The sequence below is a fragment of the Streptomyces sp. Rer75 genome (assembly GCF_013414305.1).
In the GTDB taxonomy this organism is placed as follows: domain Bacteria; phylum Actinomycetota; class Actinomycetes; order Streptomycetales; family Streptomycetaceae; genus Streptomyces; species Streptomyces himastatinicus.
Genome location: NZ_CP058693.1, coordinates 6,535,240 through 6,557,726, shown reverse-complemented (window position 1 = coordinate 6,557,726; position 22,487 = coordinate 6,535,240). Strand labels below are relative to the sequence as shown.

At 71.7% G+C, this 22,487-nt stretch carries 17 protein-coding genes; 6 read left to right on the top strand and 11 right to left on the bottom strand.

Annotated features, from left to right (window positions below; translation table 11 throughout):
- Positions 1-45 precede the first annotated feature (45 nt).
- Both fxsT and HYQ63_RS28500 read right to left on the bottom strand, forming a co-directional pair.
- The gene (fxsT, locus tag HYQ63_RS28505; protein WP_179936727.1) at positions 46-3,750 is read right to left on the bottom strand and encodes an FxSxx-COOH system tetratricopeptide repeat protein; all 3,705 of its coding nucleotides are present in this window, start codon (positions 3,748-3,750) and stop codon (positions 46-48) included.
- A 205-nt stretch (positions 3,751-3,955) separates the two neighbouring features.
- Positions 3,956-5,065 (bottom strand): methyltransferase domain-containing protein, encoded by a 1,110-nt coding sequence (locus HYQ63_RS28500; RefSeq protein ID WP_179936726.1) that lies wholly within the window; start codon positions 5,063-5,065, stop codon positions 3,956-3,958.
- A gap of 423 nt (positions 5,066-5,488) precedes the next feature.
- Between HYQ63_RS28500 and HYQ63_RS28495 the strand changes: the two genes are divergently transcribed.
- Positions 5,489-5,671, top strand: coding sequence for a DUF6104 family protein (locus HYQ63_RS28495; RefSeq protein ID WP_179936725.1), 183 nt, complete (start codon positions 5,489-5,491; stop codon positions 5,669-5,671).
- A gap of 31 nt (positions 5,672-5,702) precedes the next feature.
- Here the strand turns inward: HYQ63_RS28495 and HYQ63_RS28490 are convergent, their stop codons facing one another.
- On the bottom strand, positions 5,703-6,446 hold the full coding sequence (locus tag HYQ63_RS28490; RefSeq protein WP_179936724.1) for a 3-oxoacyl-ACP reductase family protein: 744 nt from the start codon (positions 6,444-6,446) through the stop codon (positions 5,703-5,705).
- Positions 6,447-6,545: 99 nt separating this feature from the next.
- On the opposite strand from HYQ63_RS28490, the gene HYQ63_RS28485 reads away from it, so the two are divergent.
- Entirely contained in the window at positions 6,546-7,154 is a 609-nt protein-coding gene (locus HYQ63_RS28485; RefSeq protein WP_257232217.1) for a TetR/AcrR family transcriptional regulator, read from the top strand.
- A gap of 3 nt (positions 7,155-7,157) precedes the next feature.
- Here HYQ63_RS28485 and HYQ63_RS28480 read toward each other — a convergent pair whose 3' ends face one another.
- Entirely contained in the window at positions 7,158-7,973 is an 816-nt protein-coding gene (locus tag HYQ63_RS28480; RefSeq protein WP_179936722.1) for an AfsR/SARP family transcriptional regulator, read from the bottom strand.
- A 20-nt stretch (positions 7,974-7,993) separates the two neighbouring features.
- On the bottom strand, positions 7,994-8,656 hold the full coding sequence (locus tag HYQ63_RS28475) for a TetR/AcrR family transcriptional regulator (protein WP_179936721.1): 663 nt from the start codon (positions 8,654-8,656) through the stop codon (positions 7,994-7,996).
- A gap of 132 nt (positions 8,657-8,788) precedes the next feature.
- Here HYQ63_RS28475 and HYQ63_RS28470 point away from each other — a divergent pair, with 132 nt between their 5' ends.
- Positions 8,789-9,409, top strand: a complete 621-nt coding sequence (locus HYQ63_RS28470) for a malonic semialdehyde reductase (RefSeq protein ID WP_179936720.1) — start codon at positions 8,789-8,791, stop codon at positions 9,407-9,409.
- Positions 9,410-9,500: 91 nt separating this feature from the next.
- Here HYQ63_RS28470 and HYQ63_RS28465 read toward each other — a convergent pair whose 3' ends face one another.
- The 3 genes from HYQ63_RS28465 to HYQ63_RS28455 are packed head-to-tail and all read right to left on the bottom strand — an operon-like array spanning position 9,501 to position 13,738.
- Positions 9,501-9,908 (bottom strand): nuclear transport factor 2 family protein, encoded by a 408-nt coding sequence (locus HYQ63_RS28465; protein ID WP_179936719.1) that lies wholly within the window; start codon positions 9,906-9,908, stop codon positions 9,501-9,503.
- 27 nt (positions 9,909-9,935) lie between these two features.
- A complete protein-coding gene (locus HYQ63_RS28460; protein WP_179936718.1) occupies positions 9,936-10,922 on the bottom strand; it encodes an NAD(P)-dependent oxidoreductase in 987 nt (328 codons plus the stop codon).
- Positions 10,919-13,738 carry a non-ribosomal peptide synthetase gene (locus HYQ63_RS28455; protein ID WP_179936717.1) on the bottom strand — a complete coding sequence of 940 codons (2,820 nt, stop codon included), beginning with the start codon at positions 13,736-13,738 and terminating at the stop codon, positions 10,919-10,921. The genes HYQ63_RS28460 and HYQ63_RS28455 overlap by 4 nt, the downstream gene beginning before the upstream one ends.
- 338 nt (positions 13,739-14,076) lie before the next feature.
- Between HYQ63_RS28455 and HYQ63_RS28450 the strand changes: the two genes are divergently transcribed.
- The 3 genes from HYQ63_RS28450 to HYQ63_RS28440 all read left to right on the top strand — a co-directional run bounded on the left by HYQ63_RS28450 (position 14,077) and on the right by HYQ63_RS28440 (position 16,628).
- A complete protein-coding gene (locus tag HYQ63_RS28450; RefSeq protein ID WP_179936716.1) occupies positions 14,077-15,006 on the top strand; it encodes a DUF4097 family beta strand repeat-containing protein in 930 nt (309 codons plus the stop codon).
- Positions 15,006-16,085, top strand: coding sequence for a PadR family transcriptional regulator (locus HYQ63_RS28445; protein WP_179936715.1), 1,080 nt, complete (start codon positions 15,006-15,008; stop codon positions 16,083-16,085). The genes HYQ63_RS28450 and HYQ63_RS28445 overlap by 1 nt, the downstream gene beginning before the upstream one ends.
- A gap of 81 nt (positions 16,086-16,166) precedes the next feature.
- Positions 16,167-16,628, top strand: a complete 462-nt coding sequence (locus HYQ63_RS28440) for a TIGR03668 family PPOX class F420-dependent oxidoreductase (protein WP_179936714.1) — start codon at positions 16,167-16,169, stop codon at positions 16,626-16,628.
- A gap of 119 nt (positions 16,629-16,747) precedes the next feature.
- On the opposite strand, the gene HYQ63_RS28435 is transcribed toward HYQ63_RS28440, so the two are convergent.
- The 3 genes from HYQ63_RS28435 to HYQ63_RS28425 form a co-directional block, all read right to left on the bottom strand.
- Entirely contained in the window at positions 16,748-19,498 is a 2,751-nt protein-coding gene (locus tag HYQ63_RS28435) for a hypothetical protein (RefSeq protein ID WP_257232216.1), read from the bottom strand.
- Positions 19,499-19,711: 213 nt separating this feature from the next.
- Complete coding sequence (locus HYQ63_RS28430; protein WP_179936712.1) at positions 19,712-20,674, bottom strand: zinc-binding dehydrogenase; 963 nt, start codon at positions 20,672-20,674, stop codon at positions 19,712-19,714.
- A gap of 160 nt (positions 20,675-20,834) precedes the next feature.
- On the bottom strand, positions 20,835-22,067 hold the full coding sequence (locus tag HYQ63_RS28425) for an NADP-dependent malic enzyme (RefSeq protein WP_179936711.1): 1,233 nt from the start codon (positions 22,065-22,067) through the stop codon (positions 20,835-20,837).
- Between the last annotated feature and the right edge of the window lie 420 nt (positions 22,068-22,487).

The window sequence follows — 22,487 nt, the reverse complement described above, 5'->3', positions numbered from 1 at the left end:
CGCACATCGCGGGAGCCGGGCCTTCCGGCGTTCGGGCACGGTGGTTCAGATGGGCAGCGGCTCGAAGTCCCAGACAGGCCGGATACGGTCGCGGGCCACCACGGTGTCGGGGTGGCCCGGCCCCAGGACGGCGGTCAGGCCCCCGAGGGCCACCTCCTCGATCACGTCCGCCTCACCCTGTCCGCCACGGAGCGTCCGCAGATCCGCCGCCAGCCCGATCTGGGCCATCAGGGTCAGCGGATGCCGTTGCCCCAGCACTTCGGCGGCGTGCAGCGCCACCTCCCGGCTCATGGCGCAGGCATCCTCACGCTGCCCCCTCACGTGGTACGTGGCGGCGGTGTTGAGCGCGATCCCCAGCGTCCAGGGGTGGCGCTCCCCGACGGCGGCGGTCATGTCCGTGAGCGCCGCCTCCAGGACCCGCACCGCCAGATGCGGAGCCAGGGTGAGCGCGTGATGCGCACGGGTGCCGATGGCGTACGGATGCTGGTCCCCGAGAGTGGCCCGATAGCGGACGGCGGTCTCCTCGCCCACATCCCTGGCCCCCAGCGTGTCGTCCTGGTACCGCAGAGCCCGGACGGCTCCCGCGGCGATCCTCAGCGTCACCGGAGAATCCGCGCCCAGCAGGTCCGCCGCCTTCCGCCACAGGCCGTGGATGTCGACGTCGGGGTCCACATCACACAGCCACCGGTGGTGCGCGGCCGCGAGGGTCCATGGGTGGTCGTCGCCCAGGACCTCGCGGTGCCGGTCGGTGCTGGCCGCTTGCAGCGTCTGCGCTTCCCCGCAGCAGCCGGACAGCCGCAGGTCGTAGGCGAGTTCCGTCTCGCACGCCAGCGTCACCAGCGCCGTCGGGCCCAGTTCGGCACGCGCGCCGTCCAGCGCCTCCCTGGAAAGCGCCGCGGCCCCGGTGTAGGAGCCGAGCATCCGCAGGGAACCGGCCTGGCTGCGCTTGGCGTTCCGCATCTCCTTGCCCTTTTCCGGGCACTGTGCGGCGCACAGGTCGCGCTCCCGGAGGGCCAGGTGGTACGCCTCGTCGTACCGGCCGAGGCCGCGCAGGTCCGTGACGAGCCGGGCCATCGCGACGAGTGCGCCCGGCGCGTCGGGCTCGGCCAGGCCCAGCACCGAGCGGTCCAGGGCCTCCGCGGCGGCGTAGTCGCCTGTCTCGCGCAGCAGCGCGGCCCGGCTCACGAGGAAGTCCGGGCCGGTGGCCGCCGCGCCTTCGGCGATGCGCGTGCCCGTGGCGTAGTCGCCGCTCAGGGTCAGAAACGTGAGAAACCCGTGGACCAGCCGACGCGACGCGGTGTCCCGGGAGGTCAGCGCGCCCGAGGACTCCAGGTACGGCACGAGCCGGGCGTAGCGCGGCCACATCGCCGGGTCGTCCGGCCGTCGCGGGTCGGCCGCGACGAGGGCGCCGCGGACGACCCGGGCGTCCTTCTCCCGCCGGTCCCCCGGCGTGCGCCGCCGCACCGCGTCCCGTACGAAGCGGCTCATCCACACGGCGTCGTCCGCCACCCGCACCACCGACCGCTGCACCAGCTTGCCCACGGCCAGATCCAGCTGGCTCGGGTTGTCCAGCAGCGCCGCCACCGCCGGGGAGACCTGGTCCGCCGGGACGGCGCGCAGCAGGGCGAGCGGGACCGGGCCGGGGTCGAAGAGGGCGCACAGGCTGAGCAGTTCGGCCGCGGCCTTGGTGGTCTCCCGCAGCTGCGTGATCAGGTCCTTGAAGGCGGAGTGGTACGGCATCGGATAGTCCGCCGCGGACCGCACCGGGTTCGGCTCGCCGTCGCTCACCATCCGCACGTACTCCGCCACCGGTGTGGTGGAGGCGTCCAGCCAGCCCGCCGTCTGGTCCAGCGGCAGCGGCAGGTCCTCCACGGCCGCCGCCAGCCGGTCCGCGTCCTCGGCCCCGATGCGGGGCGCCCGGCGGCGGACGAACGCGACGCTCTCCTCCCGGCTCAGCGGAGGGACGTCCAGCAGCTCGGCGTAGTGGTCGGCCCAGGCCCGGTTGCGGGAGGTGACCAGCACATGGCCGCGCCCGGCGGGCAGCAGGTCGGCGATGGCGTCCGGGTCGTCGGCGCCGTCGAGGACCAGCAGCCAGCGTTCGTACGGATCGCCCCGGCGCAGGGCGTCGAGCGCGGACCGAACGGGGTCCTCGTCGGCACCGCCGAGGACCCGGGCGAGCCCGGCGAACCGCCCCTCCAGCGTGGGCCGGTGATCCCCGGGGGCCCACCAGACGGCGTCGTACCGGCCCGCGAAACGGTGCGCGTACTCGGCGGCGAGCTGCGTCTTGCCGATCCCCGGCAGCCCGACGAGCGCGACCACCGCCGTGTCGGCGGGGGCGGCCTCCAGACGGTCGTGCACCGCGACGAGCAGCGCGTCGCGCCCGGTGAAGCGCGGGTTGCGGCGCGGCACTCCGTCCCAGACGGCGGGCGGAGCGACGGGGAAGCGGGGACCCTGCCGGGCGTGAGCCGGGGCGAAGGCGAGTAGCTCGGCGGGCAGGCCGAGCCCGCGCAGCAGGCGGCGCCCCGCCTCCGCCTCGTCCAGCCCGCGCAGGTCGACGGCGCCGAGCCGGGTGGCGAGGCGCGGCGGGGTGCGGTCGGCGATGGTGAACGCGACGAAGGGCTGATCGGACAAGGTCGCGCCGAGCGCCGCGTGCCACGCGTCCTCGAAGTGCTCGCTGAGCAGCAGCACTTGGCCACGGTCGGCGATGAACAGATCCTGGTCCGAGGGTTGCCAGCACCGGATGGTCACCTCGTGGGCGCCCGCCGCCTCCAGCCAGTGGGCGGCCCAGGCGGCCCAGGGGCGGTGGGCACCGGCGTACGTGATCGTGATGGGCTGACGGAGCCGGTCCGAGCCCGCCTGGACCATGACCCCGCTGCTGTCCCTTGCGACCACCTGCCCCTCGTCGGAATCCCCGCCCGGAACGGCCCCGCCTTCCCGGGCCCGCAACTCCATCAGCTCCCGCTCCAGCTGCCGCGCCCAGGCGTGCGCGAGCTGCAACCGGTGCTCCGCCGGATCCTCGGCCTCGGCCTTCGCCCCGGCCGCCTCCTCCTCCGTCTGGAGCTGGTGTTCCAACGCCTCACACCGCCGCTCGGCCTCCAGCGCCTGCCGCCGGGCCTGCGTCAACTCGCCCTGGAGCCGGGCGACTTCCTCGCGCAGCCGGTCGCGTTCCGTGCGTAACCCCTCGTGCTCCCCGCGCAGCCGGTCGACCTCCGCCTCCCGCTCATCGCGCTCCATCGAGGCCGACACCGCTATCTGCCGCTGCTCGACCTCCATCTCGGCGATGCGCTGTTGCCGTACCAGCAACGCCTCCGACAGCGCCTCCGCCCGCACCTCGGCCTGCTGGCGCTGCCGGTCGGCGTCGGCGAGCTGGTCACGGAGCCGCTGGAGCTCCCAGCCCACCTTGTTGGTGACCTGCAACGCCCGCCGTTGCAGGGCGTGCACATGCGCCATCACCTCCGCCGAGGAGGCCCGCCCGGTGGCCTCGGCCGCCTGCTTGAGCAACTGGTTCACGAACTCGGCGGGCGGCACGACGGTCCCGTTGAGGTAGCGCGAGACGGTTCCCGCGTCGTAGTGCACCCGTACGGCGAAGACCCGCAGCGACACCCCCACCGCCCCGAACAGCTCCCGCAGGCTCCGGGCCAGCTCCCGGCACTCCGGCTTCACCTGCTCGGGGATCGGTTTGAGGTCCCCGATCCGCCGCTCCTCCCGTCGCTCCGGCGCCAGTTCGCCACCGAGCACCTCGTCCGTCATGAGCGCCCCTCCCCCGTTGCGGCCCGCTGCAACGCGTGCGGCCTGCCGCAACACCCCAGGCCCCGCACATCGTGAAGGTACCCCCGGCGCGTCCGCCGGTCTCACGAAAGCAGGTCAAAGATGCCGAACCGCCGCCCCTCCGCCCTCCTCACCCTGACCGCCGCCGCCCTCACCGGCGCCGTCCGCGCGGTGGTGTCCTGGCTGCTCAGCCGAACGACGGAATGACGGCGCCGGGCCCGCCGAGCCAGGCGGTCTGGCCGTCGGCGGTGACGGTGAGGCCGAAGTCGTACAGCTCCGGCGCACCGGCCTCCCGCCACCACCGATACGCCCGCTCCAGCTCGCTGAACACATCGCGCGGCCCCCACTGGCAGACACCGCCCTCCCCCACATACGCCCAGGAGTCGGCGGTGGCGAGCCATCCGTCGCCGTCCCAGTGGACGCCGGGAAGCAGGAGCCCGAGGGCGAAGCGGGCATGGAAGTCGGTGTTCAGGAAGGACGGGTCGAGGTCGGTACGGCTGTCGCGGCTCTCCGCCCACGACGCGGCGGTGTACACATCATGGAGCGGGTTGTCCGGCCGCCGCTGGCCACGCAGATCCATGAACGACATCGGCTGATCGAAGCGGCCGCTCGCCGAGGCACCGTCGTCAGCGACACGCAGACGCACCATCCCGTGCGGCTGGAGCGTCGTCTTCCACGGCGTGACGATGAGCCCTCCGGGGCGGGTCTGCTCCACCCAGGCGAAGGGAACCCGCTGGAGCGAGGCCGTGCACAGCACCCGGTCGTACGGGGCCTCGGGCGCCCAGCCGTCCTCACCGTCCGCGGCCACCACGCGGGGGTGGTACCCGGCCTCGGCCAGCCGCCGGGCGGCCAGCTCCGCAAGCCCGGCGTCCACCTCCACGGACGTCACGTTCGCCGCTCCGGCCCGTTCGCACAGCAGGGCGGCGTTGTACCCCGTGCCGGTGCCGATCTCCAACACCCGCATGCCGGGGCGCACATCCGCGGCGGCGAGCATGGTGAACACGGCGTTGGGAGCGCTGATGGAGCTGGTCGGCAACGTGCCCTCGGACTCGGCCGACCCGTCGTCGACCTGGGTGACGACGGACGCCAGCGGATCGTGGACCAGCGCGGCCCAGGCGCCGGGGTCGTCGGCGGCGCGCAGCGGGCGGTAGGCGTCGTCCCGCCAGACCCACACCGTGTCGGGGACGAAGGCATGGCGCGGCACCTTGAGGAAGGCCTCCCGCATCCACGGCTCGGCGAACCCGTCCAGACCGTCGAGGGTCTCGGCGGCCCGGACCCGCATGTCATCGGGACTCATTTCCGGTGCGTCCCGCCTCCGGGCTTCGACACCTCCGGATGCTGACTGTCGCTGTCCCGTGGCGACGGCTGCTGAGGCTGCGGGTTCGGCGCCGGTTGCTTCCCGTGATTGCCCATGGAATGGGTTCCCTCCATCTGTCCCGTGTCATCAGCGTGCCGCTGAAGGGGAAGCTCCCGGTTCCCCATCAGGGGGGTATCCCCATGATGGGTACAATCCGGCTTGAGACTGCTGATATCCCCTTCTCGTCACCGAAATGTGGGAATCACATGTCCAGCCACCTCTCGCCCGCCGCGCCGCTCCTCCGGCGCGGGGCGCCCCAGGCGCGGGGCTTGATCGACGCACTGGCCGACTGCGGCTGAGCGTCCGGGCCGGGCCGCATATCCTGGGCCCGTAGATCCACCTCACCCACCCCCGGAGCGACCCTTGTACTTCACCGACCGCGGCATCGAGGAGCTGGAGCAGCGACGCGGCGACGAGCAGGTCACCTTCGAGTGGCTCGCCGAGCAGCTGCGGACGTTCGTCGACCTGAACCCGGACTTCGAGGTTCCGGTGGAGCGGCTGGCGACCTGGCTGGCGCGGCTCGAGGACGAGGACGACGACATCTGACGACGGCATCCGAGGTGAGGGACGGGCGCCCTCAGGCGGCGTAGCCTCCGTCGACGTCGAGGGTGGCGCCGGTGATGTACGCGGCGTCGGGGCCCGCCAGGTGGGCGACGAGACCGGCCACCTCGTCGGCCGTGCCGTAGCGGCCGACCGCGAGGTGGGGGAGGGCGGATGCCGCCCATGGGCCGTCGGCCGGGTTCATGTCGGTGTCGACGGGGCCGGGCTGGACGGTGTTGACGGTGATTCCGCGGCTGCCGACCTCGCGGGCCAGGGCGCGGGTGAACCCCGCCACGCCCGCCTTGGTCAGCGCGTAGAGGCTGCCGCCGGCGAAGGGGACGCGGTCGGCGTTGATGCTGCCGATCGTGATGACGCGTCCGCCGTCGCCGATGTGGCGCAGGGCCTCCTGGGTGGCGGCGAAGACGGCGCGCAGGTTCACGGCGGCGACGTGGTCGTAGTCCGCGTCGGTCAGCTCCCCGATCGGCCGCATGACGCCGACTCCCGCGTTGTTGACCAGGATGTCGAGCCGCCCGAGCCGCTCGGCGACCTCCGTGACGGCCGTACGGAGGGACGCGCGCTCCGCGGCGTCGGCCTGGACGGCCAGCGCCTGTCCGCCGTCCGCGACGATCTCCTTCACCAGGGCTTCCGCGCGGTCCGCGGAGGCGTTGTAGGTGACCGCGACCGCGGCGCCCTCCCGGGCGAGGCGGCGTGCGATGCCCTCGCCGATTCCCCGTGAACCGCCCGTGACCAGTGCGACCTTGCCGTTCAGCGGCTGTGACATGGCAACCCCTTTATTATTGAGTGAGCGTTCAAGATGTCATGCGCCCCGCGGCAGCGCAAGTGCTATCTTGAACGGGCGCTAAATAAATGGAGGACCGGCATGGCGAAGGGACGGCCCCGCGAATTCGACGCCGAGCAGGCTCTGTCGGCGGCGCTCGGCGTCTTCTGGGCCAAGGGGTACGAGGGCGCCACGATGGCGGACCTGTCCGCCGCCACCGGCCTGAAGCCGGGCAGCATCTACGGCGCGTTCGGCTCGAAGGCGGGCCTGTTCGGGCAGGTCGTCGACCACTACGCCCGCACCGTCTTCGCGTACGGCCCGGAGGCCCTGGAGGCCGGGAGCGTACGGGAGGTCGTGCGCCGGTGGCTGAAGGGCGCGGTCGAGGCCACGACCGGTGCCGGCACCCCGGCCGGGTGTCTGATGGTCCACGGCGCGCTGGCCACCGGGGACGCGGCGAGCGAGGCGAAGGCGGAGGTGCGCACCCGCCGCGAGGCGGGGGAGGTCATGCTGACCGAGCGTTTCGCCGACGCCCGGCGGTCCGGCGATCTGCCCGGGACCGTCGAGCCGCGGGACGCGGCGCGCTACGTCCTCGCGCTCACCGAGGGGATCGCCGTCCAGGCCGCGTACGGCGCCCCCCGCGCCGATCTGGAACGGCTCGCGGAGCTGGCTCTGATCCGGCTGCCCTGGGAGCCGGGGCCGGAGGGGGCGTAGGCGTTACGCCACCACCGGGCCGCGGCCCGGGGTGCCCGCTTCGTGGTCGAGGCGGGGGTCGGAGACCAGGACGGCCTGCTGGAGGCGCTGGAGCTTGGCGGAGGGTTCCAGACCCAGTTCCTCGGTCATGGTCATGCGCAGCCGCTGGTAGACGCCGAGGGCGCGGGTGCGCTGGCCGGAACGGTGGAGGGCCAGCATGTACTGGCTGTGCAGGCCCTCGTGGAAGCGGTGTTCGACGACGAGCGAGGCGAGGTCGCTCAGCACTTCGAGATGGCCGCCGAGCCGCAGCCGGGTCTCGATGCCGCGCTCGGTGACGGTGAGCCGGGACTGCTCCAGCCGGGCGACCTCGGCCTGGAGCGGGCGGCCGTGCGGGGCGACGTCGACCAGGGCGGGGCCCTGCCAGAGGGAGAGGGCCTGCCGGAAGGCGGCGTCGGCGGCGCGTTCGTCGCCGACCTCCAGGGCGCATTCGGCCTGGGCGACGAGGGCGCGGTAGTCGTGGACGTCGAGCTGGCCGGGGCGCAGGACTAACGCGTAGCCGCCGGGCCTGGTCTGGAGGACGTCACGGGTGACCGTGGCGGAGGACGTGCCGAGCACCTGGGCGAGCAGTTTGCGCAGGTGCAGGATGTACGTCTGGAGGGTGGTGAGCCCGGTGCGCGGCGGCTGGTCCCCCCACAGCTCGGCCATCAGCGACTGCACCGGCACCATGCGGCCGTCGCTGAGCAGCAGCAGGGACAGGACTTTGCGCGGTTTCATCGCGCTGGGGACTCCGGACAGAGCGCCGTGGCGCAGGGTCAGCGGTCCGAGAACGTTCGCACGCATGGGTGCCACCTCCTCGCACGTCATGTGCGGTACGCGCGGACAATCAGGTCGGCGGCCTTCTCGCAGATGGCCGTGGCATCGACGGCGGCGATCGGGCGGGTGCCGTACATCGACTGGTACAGGCCCTGCTGGACGACCAGGGCCACGAACTGCTGGGCGGCGGAGGCGGGATCGGGGACGTCCAGCTCGCCCCGGTCGGTGCGGCGGCCGAGCATTTCGGCCAGGTATTTCACCATTTGCTGGGGCTCGCCCTCGGCGCAGGCCGGGCGCAGCGCGGGGTGGCGGGCGACTTCGGCGATGATCAGGCGGCGCAGCGCGGAGGCGCGTTCGTCGAGGAGTACGTCGAGGACGCGGTGACCGAAGGCGGTGAGCGCCGCGCGGACGTCCCTCCCGTCGTCCTCCGCGGAGGGGGTGCTCAGCGACGCGGGGGCGAAGCCCGCGGCGACCCGCTCCCGTTCGCGGTCGACGGCGGCGAGGAACAGCCGCTCCTTGTCGCCGAAGTGGTTGTAGACGGTCTGCTTGGAGACCCGGGCCTGGTCCGCGATGACGTCGACACCGGCCCGTGTGTAGCCCTCGCGCAGGAAGACGGCGACGGCCGCCTCCAATATCGCCTGGCGCTTGGCGGGCTGCGGGCCCGCCGGCCGTCCCGCGGCACCGCGCCGCGGACCGTTGTCCGTCCGCAACGGTCCAACCTCCTCGCCGTCAGCCGGTCTTGCCCTCGATGGACCTGTGAGTCTAGCCTTCCCTCACTGCGGTGGACTAGCCCGTCCAGTCCATTTAATTCCCATCGCGTACGCACCTTGAGGAGAAGCTCCATGAGCGCACCGGAGAACAGCGATGCCCTGCGGCACCTCACCCTCGCGCCGGAGGCGCAGAACCAGCTGTTCCTGGAGGCCCGTACGGCCAACACCTTCACCGACGAGCCGGTGACCGAGGACCAGGTCCGCGCCATCTACGAGCTGACGAAGTACGCGCCCACCTCGATGAACCAGCAGCCGCTGCGCATCGTCATGGTGCGGTCGGAGGAGGCCCGCGGACGGCTGGTGGCGCACATGACGGGGCGTAACCAGGAGAAGACGGCGCAGGCGCCGCTGGTGGCGGTCCTCGCCGCGGACCTGGACTTCCACGAGGAGCTGCCGCGGCTCGTGCCGTTCATGGAGAACCCGCAGGCCATCTTCGCGGACCCGGGCATGCGAGAGGGGTCGGCGCGCTTCAACACCGCGCTCCAGGTGGGGTACTTCATCCTCGGTGTGCGCGCCGCCGGGCTGGCCGCCGGACCCATGATCGGCTTCGATGCCGCCGCCGTGTCGAAGGAGTTCTTCAGCGACGGCCGCCACCAGGCGATCTGCGTCGTCAACATCGGCAAGCCGGGCCCGGACGCCTGGATGGGCCGACTGCCGCGGCTGGCGTACGACGAGGTCGTCACCACCGTCTGACCCGGGATCAGGACCCCACAGGCGGGCCGCCCGCCCCCGCGGCAGCGGGGGCGGGGGCGGGCGGCCCGGGTCCCTGTGGAAGCGGTCGGCGTCAGCTTTCGATCAGGTCGTGGAACGCCACGGTGTCGAAGATGTCCTCCATCCTCGTCGCCTTGCCGTCCCGCATCGTCCACGAGTGGACGAAGTCCAGGGTGACGGTTCTGCCGCTGCGCGACGTCACGTCCCGGGTGCCGAACACCACGACCCGGTCGCCCTGCTCGATGAACTCCTCGGGCGCGAGTCTCATCCCGCCCAGCACGCTCGGGACGTGCGCCAGGAACTCCTTGATCCCCGCGTGGCCCAGCTTGGTGCCGCCGAGGCCGTACTTCGCCATCCCGGCCGGGTGGACCCACTCGACGTCCGGGTGCATGGCCGACAGGATCCCCTCGATGTCGCGGTCCCGGAATCCCGCGTAGGCGGCGCGGATCGTTTCGATGTTTCGTGATGCCACGGCTTTCATCTCTTCTCAGGCGGCTGTCGGGAGTGGTCAGGCGGCGTACTGCGGCTTGATGTGCTCGGGGTGCAGGGCGTGGAGCGTGCGGCGTACGCCCTCGCGCCACGGCACCCGGCACGGCCCGGTGATCTCCCGGCGGCGCGTGGGGGCGAACTGGTACGTCTCCCTCGTCACCTCACTCGGTACGAGCCGCGCCTCTATCCCGCTCAGCTCCTCCAGGTACCGCACCAGATCGGTCATCCCGACCGGCTCGTCGCCGCCCCAGTTGACCAGGGTGGCGGGGGACGCCGCGGCCGCCCAGAGCGCGGGCACCTGGGCGACCAGGTCGTCGGTGTGCAGCAGTGAGCACCAGTTCTGGCCCTCGACGGGCACCGGGATCGGCTCGCCCGCGAGCATCCGCTTGAAGTACAGCATCGGCACCCCGCCGTAGCCGCCCGGGCCGTACGCGATGTTGAGCCGGGCGATGGTGGTCGGCAGGTTCAGCACCCCGGCGAACGCGCGCGCCGCGCCCTCGGCGGCGATCTTGCCCACGGGGTAGCAGGGCAGCCAGTCGGCCACGCCGTCGATGGGGTCGTCCTCGGCGTACGGGTGGTCGAGCGTTTGCCGCTTGTAGAGCGCGCCGGTCGAGACGAACAGGAACGATTCGGCGGTGCGGCAGTGGGTCATCAGCCGCCCGGTGGCGATGGAGTTGACCTCGACGGCGGCGTTGTAGTCGCCGTCCTCGCCGCGCCGGACCGCCGAGTGGAAGACATGGGTGAAGTCGTCCGGCAGCCCCTCGTACCCCGACTCCCCCAGGTCGTTCATGTCCCAGCGGAAGGTGGTGATGCCGCGGGCGCGCAGCTCCTCCTCGACGCCGGGGGTGCCGAACCGGCCCAGGCACCACACCTCGTTGTGTGTCGCCAGCGCCTCCGCAACCGGCCGGGCTACCTGCCCGGTGGCGCCGGTGACTAGGATCTTCTTGCCTTCCACCGTGCTCTCCTCCTCTTCCGTGCCGCCGTCGTTGGTGACGGTCCTGGTCATCCGTCGCCCAGTGCGCGGTCCAGCTCCTTGCGGAGGATGGCCTGGAAGGCCGCGACGTGCTGGGGACCCATGAGGGTGTAGTGCTCACCGGGTACGTCGATGTACCGGTTCGGCTCCGTGGTGTGCTCGTCCCACCTGCGGAGTTCGTTGTTCAGCCAGTCCTCCTTGGTGCCGCGCAGCGGGATGGCGTAGAAGACCGTCATGGACCGGGTGGTGCCGCTGGGCTGGTACGTACGGCCCAGGCTGGTGAGCCCGTGGGCCAGCTCCGCCCAAGCCGTGAACTTGTCCAGGTCCAGGTCGAGTTCGGCCAGCCGTCGCTGCGGGGCGAGCCCCAGCAGATGCGCGAGCTGTTCCCGCCGGGGCAGGGCGCGCAGCTCGCCCGGGAGGTCGAGGGACTGCTTCTTGTTGATCAGGTCGAGGAAGAAGGCCAGGTTGGCGGCGGTCTCGACGAAGTCGAGTTCCTCCATGCGGTACTTGATGTGCGGCGGCAGGTTGAAGCTGCCGGTGAAGTCAACGCGCTCGCCCTCCGCCTCCAGCACCTTGGCGATCTCGAAGGCCACGGCGCCGCCGTACGAATACCCGGCGATCGCGTACGGGCCGTGCGGCTGCTTGGCGCGGATGGCCCGCACATAGCAGTCCACCATCTCCTGGAAGCTCTCGAAGGGCTTCTCCCCCTCGTTGAACCCACGGGCGCGCAGGGCGTAGAACGGCCGGTCACCGACGAAGTACTTGGCGAGGTTGACGAAGACCAGGACCTCGCCGACGCCCGGGTGCACACAGAACAGCGGGGTCTTCGCGCCGCCCGTCTGGAGCGGCACGATCGGGTCGTACGCCTCGGCGGCGGGCGTGCCGCCCCCGGTCAGCCGGGCGGCGAGCTGCCGCACCGAGGGCGCCGTGAGCACGGTGATGATCGGCAGGTCCGCCACCCCGAGCCGCCGGGTGACCTGGCGCCGCAACCGCAGGATGTCCAGTGAGGTGCCGCCGAGATCGAAGAAGCTCGCCGTCGCGCTGATCCCCTCCGGGTCGGTGTCGAACATCTCGGCGTAGATCTCGGCGAGGATCCGCTCCGTCTCGCCCTCCGGCGGGGTGTGGCCGCCCAGGCGCCGGGTGGTCAGCTCCGCCACCCGCTGGATGACGTCGTCGAAGCCGCCGGACTCCAGCCGCTTCCGCATCCGCCGGCGCAGCGTCTTGCCCAGGCTGGTCTTGGGGAACGCGTCCTTGGGCAGCGGCAGGATGAGGAACGGGCGGAAGCCCCAGTGGATCACCACGGTGGAGCGCACCGCGGTGATCAGGCGGTGCAGCCCCGGCTCGTCGTCGTCCGCGAGTTCGGGGTGGACCGCGATCACCAGCTGTTCGGTGTCGCTGCCCGGACGGCGGGTGGGGAACGCCGCGACATAGCCGCCCGCCACCCCGTCGAGCTGCTCCAGCGCGGCTTCCATCTCATGGCTGAAGTAGTTGACGCCGTTGACGATGATGCTGTCCTTGCTGCGTCCGACGAGGGTCAGCCGACCGTCGTCGATGCGGCCGAGGTCGCCGCTGCGGAACCAGCCGTCGGGAGTGAAGGCCTCCTTGGTGGCGGCCTCGTCGTGGTAGTAGCCGCCGGTGATCATCGGCCCGCTGAGCTGGAGTTCCCCGACCTCGCCCGCGGGCAGCGGCCGGTGGTCGTCGTCGGCGACCCGGATGCTCAGCCCCTCGACGGGGGTGCCGAGGTTGGCGAACTCCTGGCCCACGTCGGTGACGGGAAAGGCACGGTTGTACACGGACCCGGCGCAGGTCTCGGTCATCCCGAAGGCGGGCCAGAGGGCGGAGGGCCGCAGGCCGTACGGGGCGTAGTGGGCGAGGAACGCCTCGCCGGTGGCGACGACGTTGGCCTCGCCGCCGCTCACGATATGCCGCAGCGAGCTGAGGTCGAGCGCTTCGCCGCCCGCCGATATCTCCTCGGACAGATCCCGCACCGACGCATTCAGCGGGCCGAGGAGAAAATTCGGAGTGAAGGTCATCGTGACCTTGTGACGGGAGATGATGCGGAGGAAATTCAGCGGTTCCTCAAGGACGACCGACGCTTCCGCATGCAATTGTTCGGCGCCGACGTACAGCGGCAGCATATGCGCTTCCAGAAGCGCGGCGACATGGTCGTACGAAATCCAGTTGAAGGTGGTATCGGCATGCGTGAGCTGCTGCTTCCCGGCCTTTCCCGCCATGGATGCAAGCAGGTTTCCATGGGTGAGCATGACCGCTTTGGAATTCCCGGTGGAGCCGGAGGTCAGCACCAGCAGGGCAAGATCCTCCGGTGCCGCGATGTGCACCTCGGGCGACGGTCCGCCGTCGGCGGCGGGTGCGTTCTCCGCGTCGCGCAGGTGCTCCACCGTGGCCACGGCGAGTCCGGGCACGTCCGGCAGCTCGGCGCTCATCGCCTCGGTGGTGACCAGCAGCGGACGGCCCAACAGCTGGTTGACGTGGGAAAGCTGCGCGGACCATCGGGCCGGGTCACCGGGGATCGGCACCATCGGGCACGGCACGAACCCGCCCAGCAGACAGGCCCAGAAGACCGTCAGGAATTCCCGCTGGCCGTCCAGCAGCAGGGCCACCGTGTCGCCCGGCCGCAGCCCGTACCCGCGGAGCGGTGCGAGGAGTTGCAGCGAGGATTGCAGAAGTTCCGGATAGGGCTGGCGTGTTGCGTCGCTCCCCGCCTCGGCGGTCACGTAACGTACCCCCGAATCGGGGTGGTGATGCGCTGCCCGCAAGAGCAACTGGGCAACGGAGCGCAGATCCTGAGAATCTTTTGGTACCGAGTATTTCAAGGGTTGTGACGCCATTACCCTCACTGCCCTCTTCCTTCCCGATTTCTGAAGGCACGAAGGTAACAGCCTCGAACATTCGCACTCCATGATGCTCTACCAGCGCTCTAGTGATGCTCTAGCGGAAATCCCTGGAGCAGCATTGGCCTTGGCGACGGGCGATTTATGTCACATGGAAACCATCGCCGTGCTTCACACGGGATACATACCCGCGGTAATGACGTCCGGGCCCGGGCGCCCCCGCCCCTGCCCGCCACCCCTGTCCGCGAGGGGCTTGACTCCAGCCATCCGCGATATATCGTGTGTAATCAGACACGATATGTTGCGTGACCGCATCCAGCCAGGGAGGCCAGGGGATGTCAGCCCGGTCAGAGTGGTCGTTCGGCGAACCACAGAAGCTCACCTTCGACGAGCCCGTCTCCGCGCTCCACGTCCGCATCGTGGAGGGCACGGTCAACGTGGTCGGCACCGACGGCGGCCCGGCACGCCTGGAACTCTCCGAGATCGAGGGCCCACCGCTGAAGGTGACCCTGGAGGACGGCACCCTGAGCGTCGCGTATGACGACCTCCCCTGGAAGGGCCTGCTCACATGGCTCGACCGCAAGGGATTCCACCGCACCGTCCATGTCACCCTCGCCGTGCCCACCGGCACCGCCGCCTCGATCGGGGTCGTCAACGCCTCCGCCGTAGCCTCCGGGCTGAGCGGCCGGACGGATCTGCGCGGCGTATCGGGCGACGCCACCCTCGTCGGGCTGACCGGTCCGGTGCGTGCGGACACCGTCTCCGGCCGGGTCGAGGCCCAGGCCGTCACCGGCGATCTGCGCTTCAACTCGGTCTCCGGCGACCTCACCGTGATCGAGGGCTCGGGCCCGGTCGTCAGGGCCGACTCCGTCAGCGGCAACATGGTGCTCGACCTCGCCCCCACCGCCGAGCACGCGGACATCAGCCTCACCACCGTCTCCGGTGAGATCGCCATCCGGCTGCCGCACCCCGCCGACGCCAGGATCGAGGCCAACACCGCGAGCGGGCCCGTCTCCAACGCCTTCGAGGACCTGCGCGTCACCGGCCAGTGGGGCGCCAAGCGGATCACCGGGAACCTGGGCTCGGGCCGGGGCAGGCTCAAGGCCACCACCGTCTCCGGCGCGATCGCGCTGTTGCGGCGCCCGCCCACCGACGAGGACGGCGACGACAGCACCGGCGGCACCGGCGACACCGACAGCTCTGACAGCACTGACAGCACCGGCGGGACCGGCAACACCGGCGGCTCCCAGGGAAAGGTCCTCTGATGCCCCCCGTATTCGCCCACGGCCGACTCCGCCTGTATCTGCTCAAGCTGCTCGACGAGGCCCCGCGCCATGGGTACGAGGTCATCCGGCTGCTGGAGGAGCGCTTCCAGGGGCTGTACGCGCCCTCCGCCGGCACCGTCTATCCGCGCCTGGCCAAGCTGGAGGCCGAGGGCCTGGTCACCCACACCACCGAAGGCGGCCGCAAGGTCTACTCCATCACCGACGCCGGACGCGCCGAACTGGCCGACCGCAGCGGCGAGCTGGCCGACCTGGAGCTGGAGATCCGCGAATCGGTGGCCGAACTCGCCGCCGAGATCCGCGAGGACGTGCGCGGCTCCGCCGACGACCTGCGGCGGGAGATGCGGGAGGCCGCCCAGCAGGCCCGCACCTCCGGCGGCGAGGGCAAACACGGCCCCTGGGAAGGGGGTCCGTGGGACAACAGCGAGGGCTGGCGGCAGGCGAAGGAGGAGCTGCGGCGGGCGAAGGACGAGTGGAAGGAGCAGGCCCGCCGCGCCAAGGAGGAGAGCCGCCGCGCCCGGCAGGACGCCCAGCGCGCCCGTAAGCAGGCCAAGGACGCTCAGGAGTTCGCGATCGAAGAGGTCCAGCGGGTCGCCCGGCGCGTCCAGGAGCAGACCCAGGAGCACATCCGGGCGGGCGACTGGCAGCGGGCGGTGCGGGACGGGCTGGCCGAGGTGTCGCGCAGCATGGGCCGCCTCTCCCGGCAGGGCACCTCCCCGTCGGGGTGGACGGACGCGGACGAGGAGACGAAGACCACCGCCCCGCGCGCGGACGCACCGCAACCGGGGCCCGGCGCTGCCCAGCAGGACGCCACCGGCACCGCCACCGACGCCGACACCGAGGGTGGCGCACCAACCGAGCCCGCATGGGCCGGGGAGTTCATTCCGTCAGGCAACCCCGCCCGCGATCTGGACCGGCTGCTCGACCGCTTCCGCGACGACATCCGCGACACCGCCCGGGACCACGGGGTGACCGATGCCCAACTGGCCGACGCCCACCGCCGACTGGCGGCGACGGCGGCCCGGATCACCGGTCTGCTGCGCGGCCCGGACAAGGAGTAGACCCGGGCGCGTGCCCGGCGGCGCTTCTCCGGCGGCGCTTCGTCCGGCCGTGGGACGGAGCGCCGCAGTAGCCTCGCCGGTATGCGACTGGAGACCCCCGAGGCGCGGCGGCGCTTCGCCCGCGCCCGGGTGCTGCGGCTGGCCACCACCGACGAGGGCGGCCGACCGCATCTCGTGCCCGCCACCTTCGCGCTCACCGCCGCGGACGGCGCCGATGGCGTGGACACCGTGGTCACCGCCGTGGACCACAAGCCCAAGCGCCACCAGGACCTGAAGCGGCTGCGCAACATCCACACCAACCCGGCGGTCTCCCTCCTGGTCGACCACTACGACGAGGACTGGCGGCAGCTGTGGTGGGTGCGGGCCGACGGCCGGGCACGGATCGTCCCGGCCGAGGCGGCTGCCGAACGGGCGGACCCGGTGCGGCGGCTGGTCGACAAGTACCCGCAGTACGCCGACCGCCCGCCGCGCGGCCCGGTCATCGCCATCGAGGTCACCCGGTGGTCGGGCTGGGCGTTCGCCGAGGAACAGCCGGACCGCTGATCAGGCGTCGCCCCCCTGGTCTCGGTCCCCTTCGTCTCAGCCCCCTCCTCTCAGCCCCTCGTCTCAGCCCCTTCGTCTCAGCCCCCTCGTATCAGCCCCTTCGTCTCAGCCCCCTCGTCTCAGTCGTCGTCCCCCTTGCCGTCCTTGTCGTCGTCCTGGTCGCGCGGACAGTCGAACGCATTCCTGGGTCCCCAGGTCTTCGCCTCGTCCCTGCTGTCGCGTATCCCGCATTCCAGCGCGATCTCCGGCGACCCGCCCCTGGTGTCGTGCAGGATCAGCAGCCGCTTGTTGACGGGCACCTTGGCGCCCTCGCCGTAGATCAGCGAACCGGTGGCCCCGCGCAGCCCCTCCGCTCCGCCCACCCCTCGCTCCAGCGCCGCCTGCACTCCGCCCCGGCCGAAGGGCGCCGTGCCCGCGCTCTGGTACGCCGCGTTGATCCCCTCGGACAGCACACCGAGCGCGTCCCAGGCGAGCGGCACCCGGGCGTCATTGCTCCACAGGTCGCTCCCGTAGGCGTCGTGGTACCTCCGGCGGAAGTCGTCGCCCTTCACATTGGGCGAGCTGCCCTTCGCCAGGGCCTGTGCCGCGTAGTACAGCCGCAGCCTGAGGTGCTTCTCGCTGGGGCGCTGCTGCTCGACCACCGCATTGTCGAGGTCGTTGCCGCCGAGCACGGTCGATTGGCCGTTGCACCCGGTGCGCCGGTCGAAGTCATCGAGAAAGTTCTCGAATTCATGGGCGCGGGCCGCCCAGTACACCACCGTGCGCGGTTCCTCCTTGAGCCTCCGGCAAATGCTGTCGGCCATCTGGGAGGTATGGGAGACCCATTCGCCCCCTTGGCCTTTGGGTTTCGGGGGTGGCGAGGCGGAGGGGCGCTGGACCGGATACCAGATGCGGTGGACGTCTTCGAATTCCTCCGCGAACCGGTCGCTCAGGTTCGCGCTGTAGATGTCGGTCGGATCCCCGATCACCACCGCCTTCTTGGCGGGGGCACAGGTCCCGGGCGCGGTTTGCACGATATTGGCGTGCCGCGCGAAGTTCGCCGCGATGCGCGCCTCCCGGTGGTTGTCGGGGGCGACCTGACGGTACATCGGCGAGCGCTGCATCTCCTCGGCGGTCGCGGCGGTGCCGATCATCGGCAGCCCGGCCCCGGCGAGGATGTTCCGGGCGCTCAGCGTGCCCGGGCGGCTCTGGCCGAGGCCGACCACGCCCAGGAACTGCTCACCGTTCCCGGCGCGCTCGGCGGCTCTGACCTCCTTCGCCAGCGCTCTGGCCGCCGCGGGCGCCCGGGTGAAGCGCTCGCCCGCGTCCATCAGGCGGACCCTCAGCCAGACCTTGCTGCTCTTCTGCTGATCCGCCTGTTCGTTGATCTCCTCCTGGGCCAGCGCGATGCCGCGCACCTCGGGGATGGCACCGCTGTACTTGGCCTGGTCCCAGTCACCGGCGGTCACCGGCACCCCCAGATAGCCGACCGTCCGGACCATGTCGCCGGAGCGGGCCGCCTTGTCGGCCCGCTTGTTCTGCCGGGTGATGGCGGCCACCGCATCGTCGTAGACGGCCCGCGGACTCCGGTCCGGCGGGCGGCTCCGCCCGTCACCCTTGCCACCGGACGCAGACGCTGACGCGGTAGGGGCCGGGGTCGCCGAGGCGCCGCTGCCCCCGAGGCAGGCGGTGTCGCTGCGCGCCGTCAGCCAGGCCACGCCATAGCCGCCGAGCAGCCCGAGCACGGTGACGCCCGCCACCGCCGCGACCGCGGCCTCCGCCCGCGGCGCCGCGTCGGAACGGCTTCTGCCGACGGCGATCTCCGGATAGCGGCCGAGCCAGCGGGCCGCGTCCTCGTCGTCCGCATGCGGTTCGACGCCCACCCGGACCACCCGGGCGCCGCCCGCACCGGTGGCCCCGATCCAGGACTTCAGCGTGATGGCGGCCTCGGCGAAGCTCTCGGTGCGCTCCCGGCCCGGGCGCACCGCGGCCATCAGCATGACCCCGGTGCATCCCGTGTGCTCGACCGCCTGGGGGAACTGCTCCAGCAGCCGCCCGGTGTCGTCGCCGATGGCCGGAGGCTGCGGGAAGACGAGCACGACGCGATGGCGGCGGCGCCGCCCCCACGGCGAGAGCCGGGGATGACGGAAGGCCCGCTCCAGGTCGGCGAGCAGCGCCCGCAGCAGCACGTCGACGATCGGCTCGCGCCGCGCGGCGCCGGGCGCGCCCACGGTCAGCCGGCAGGCGTCGGTGAAGAAGCCGGGCCCGCCCTCGGGCAGTTCGGCCCAGGTGCGGTACCAGCTGCCCTTGCGGGTCATCCGGCGACCATGGCGCCGCCCGTACCACCAGCGGGGCAGCAGGCCGAACAGCGGTCGGCGCAGCCAGTACCAGGCGGTGCCCGGGATGCTCGGCGGCGGCTCCTCCCCGCCGCTCACGGCCTGGAGGGCGCGCAGGAAGACCGAGCGGGCGCAGTGCGCCTCGTAGCTCCGGTTGCGCAACTCCGTGGCCTGGGCGCCCAACGGGCATCCGGCGAGGTCGGCCTCGACGATGCCGCACATCAGCCGGAACTGCGGCAGCCGCAGTCGGCCGAAGCCGCCGGGCCGGTTGCGCAGCAACTCCTCCTCGATCTTCTGGAACGTGGCCCCCACGTGCTCCTGACGCGGGGTCTCGGCCTCGCCCGCCACCTGGGCGAACGGAACGCGGGCGCGGCCGCCCGCGCTGAAGCGCGCGCACAGGCCGTCCGCGATCCGCCCGGCCTCGGGCCCCTCGGTCAGCTGGGTGAGCAGGATCTGCGGCGCCGGACCGCGGCGGCCCGGCGGCAGGGTGACGAGCTGTTCGAGCGCGTCGATCAGCAACTCGATTTTCGGCAAAGGCGGTACTGAAGCAGTCATGTGCATCCCCCCGAGCACGATTATCCGCGCCAACTTCGGAGAGCACCAGACCCTTCACCGAGAGTGACGGCAATACGTCGCTCTTGACTGCGAAGGATCGAACAAGGGTGCAATATCCGCCAAATATGACCGCCGGTCAGACCACCTGGCCCGTCAGGCCGCCAAGCCCGTCAGATCGCCAGGCCCGGAAAGCCCCTCAGACCGCCAAGCCACTCAGACCGTCAGCACGACCTTGCCGAACAGATCGCCGCCCGCCATCTTCTCGAACCCCTCGCGCGCCCGGTCCAGCGGCAGCACCGAGTCGATCACCGGCCGCACCCCCCGCGCCGCGCAGAAGCTCAGCAGGTCCTCCAGCTCGTCCTTGCCGCCCATCGTCGACCCGACGACCTTCAGCTCCAGGAAGAAGATCCTGTTCAGCTCGGTGGCCTGCGGGTTGGGGCCACTGGTGGCGCCGGAGATGACGAGCGTGCCGCCCGGCTTGAGGGACTTCACCGAATGCGACCAGGTCGCGGCGCCGACCGTCTCGATCACCGCGTCCACCCGCCGCGACAGCCGCTCCCCCGGCTCGTACGCCCCCTCGGCGCCGAGTTCGACCGCGCGCTTGCGCTTGGCCTCGTCCCGGCTGGTGGCGAGCATCCGCAGCCCGGCGGCGGCACCGAGCACGATCGCGGCGGTGGCCACGCCGCCGCCCGCGCCCTGCACCAGCACGCTGTCGCCGGGCCGTACGCCCGCGTTGGTGAACAGCATGCGGTAGGCGGTCAGCCAGGCCGTCGGGAGGCACGCGGCCTCCTCGAAGGACAGCTCCTTGGGCTTGGGCAGCAGATTCCAGGTGGGGACGGTGACCTTCTCCGCGAAGGTGCCCTGGTAGCGCTCGGTGAGGATGGTGCGGGGCTCACGCGGTCCGACGCCGTGACCGCTCTGGCCGATGACCGAGTGGAGGACGACCTCGTTGCCGTCCTCGTCGATCCCGGCGGCGTCACAGCCGAGGATCATCGGCAGCGACTCCTCGCCGAGTCCGACCCCGCGCAGCGACCACAGGTCGTGGTGGTTGAGCGAGGCGGCCTTGACGCTGACGGTCGTCCAGCCGGGGCGTGCCTCCGGCTCGGGGCGCTCGCCCAGTTCGAGGCCGTTGAGCGGCTGGTCGCGGTCGATACGTGCGGCGTAGGCAGCGAACATGATCCCGACCATAGGCCGCGAGGGAGGGCGACGGAACCACGCCGCGATGTGAGTCACACCGCCCCGAGCACCGCCCCGGGCCCGCCCCGACCCCTAACGGCGGGGCCGGGCCGCCCCGTGGACGACCCGGCCCCGCACGCCGGTCAGTGGACCGTGTGGCTCAGCGGCGCGCCACGCCCTCCGCGCGGGCGGCGGCGGCCACGGCCGCGGTCACGGCCGGGGCGACCCGCTCGTCGAACGGCGAGGGGATGACCTTGTCCGCGCTCAGCTCGTCGGCCACGACGGAGGCCAGCGCCTCGGCGGCGGCGAGCTTCATGCCCTCGGTGATCCGGGAGGCCCGGACCTGGAGGGCCCCGGCGAAGATGCCGGGGAAGGCGAGCACGTTGTTGATCTGGTTCGGGAAGTCGCTGCGCCCGGTGGCGACCACGGCAGCGTGCTGGTGCGCGACCTCGGGGTGGATCTCCGGGTTGGGGTTGGCCATCGCGAAGATGAAGGCGCCGGGCGCCATCTTCGCCACCGCCTCCTCCGGCACCGTGCCGCCGCTGACGCCGATGAAGACGTCGGCGCCGTCCATCGCGGCCTCCAGCGAACCGGTGAGCCCGGCCTTGTTGGTGAAGCCGGCCAGCTCGCGCTTGACCTCGGTGAGGTCCTCGCGGTCCAGGGAGACGACGCCCTTGCGGTCGCAGACCGCGACGTCTCCGATGCCCGCCTCGGTGAGGATCCGGGCGATGGCCACACCGGCGGCGCCCGCACCCGAGATGACGGCGCGCAGCTGGCCGAGGGCGCGGTCCGTCAGCTTGGCCGCGTTGCGCAGCGCGGCCAGGGTGACGACCGCCGTACCGTGCTGGTCGTCGTGGAAGATCGGGATGTCGACGCGCTCCTGGAGCTTGCGCTCGATCTCGAAGCAGCGGGGCGCGGAGATGTCCTCCAGATTGACGCCGCCGAACGAGGGCGCGAACCGGACGACGGTCTCGACGATCTCGTCCACGTCCCGGCAGTCGAGCGCGATGGGCACCGCGTCCACGCCGCCGAACTGCTTGAAGAGGATCGCCTTGCCCTCCATCACCGGCAGGGATGCCTCCGGGCCGATGTCGCCGAGCCCGAGCACCGCGCTGCCGTCCGTCACGACGGCCACGACCTGGGACTTCCAGGTGTAGTCGTGGACGAGTTCCGGCTGTTCGGCGATTGCGCTGCACACCTTGGCGACGCCCGGCGTGTAGGCGAGGGACAGATCGTCCCGGTCGCGCACGGGCACGGTCGCCTGGACGGCCATCTTGCCGCCGCGGTGCAGCGCGAAAGCGGGATCGAAGGGCTCTCCGTCGGTCACTCCGTCGGCTCCTTCGCCGCTGTCGCTTGCCTTGTCGCTGCGAGGATTCACCATCTCCGCTGCCACTTTTAGACCCCTTTGTCGTTTTTCTGTCGAGGGTAACCGCCCCAGGTTGGGAGCGGGCGGGCACCGCGTCCGGTGCCGCGGGGCAGATACCTGCCACGCGGAGTCAGATACGGACGCCGGACGCGTCGCACTCGCGTCCTGAGCCCCGGATGAGGGGGGTAGCCGTCTGTTCTACCGGAAGCGCGCGCCCAGAACGAGCGGGTTCCGTTGCGGTGGTGTTCGGAAACTTCTCATAACCGTTGGAAGCGGTCGAAGCAGCCTCGAATATGCATGCTGCTGTCACGCGCCATTCGCCGCATGATCACAATTTCGTACCGCTCCCCGCACCTGGGCTGTCCAGCCCGGTGTCCGTTTCCTGTGCACCACGGGGATCGCCCGTTATCCGATTTTGACATGGATCGCCGTACGGGCGTGCCCGTC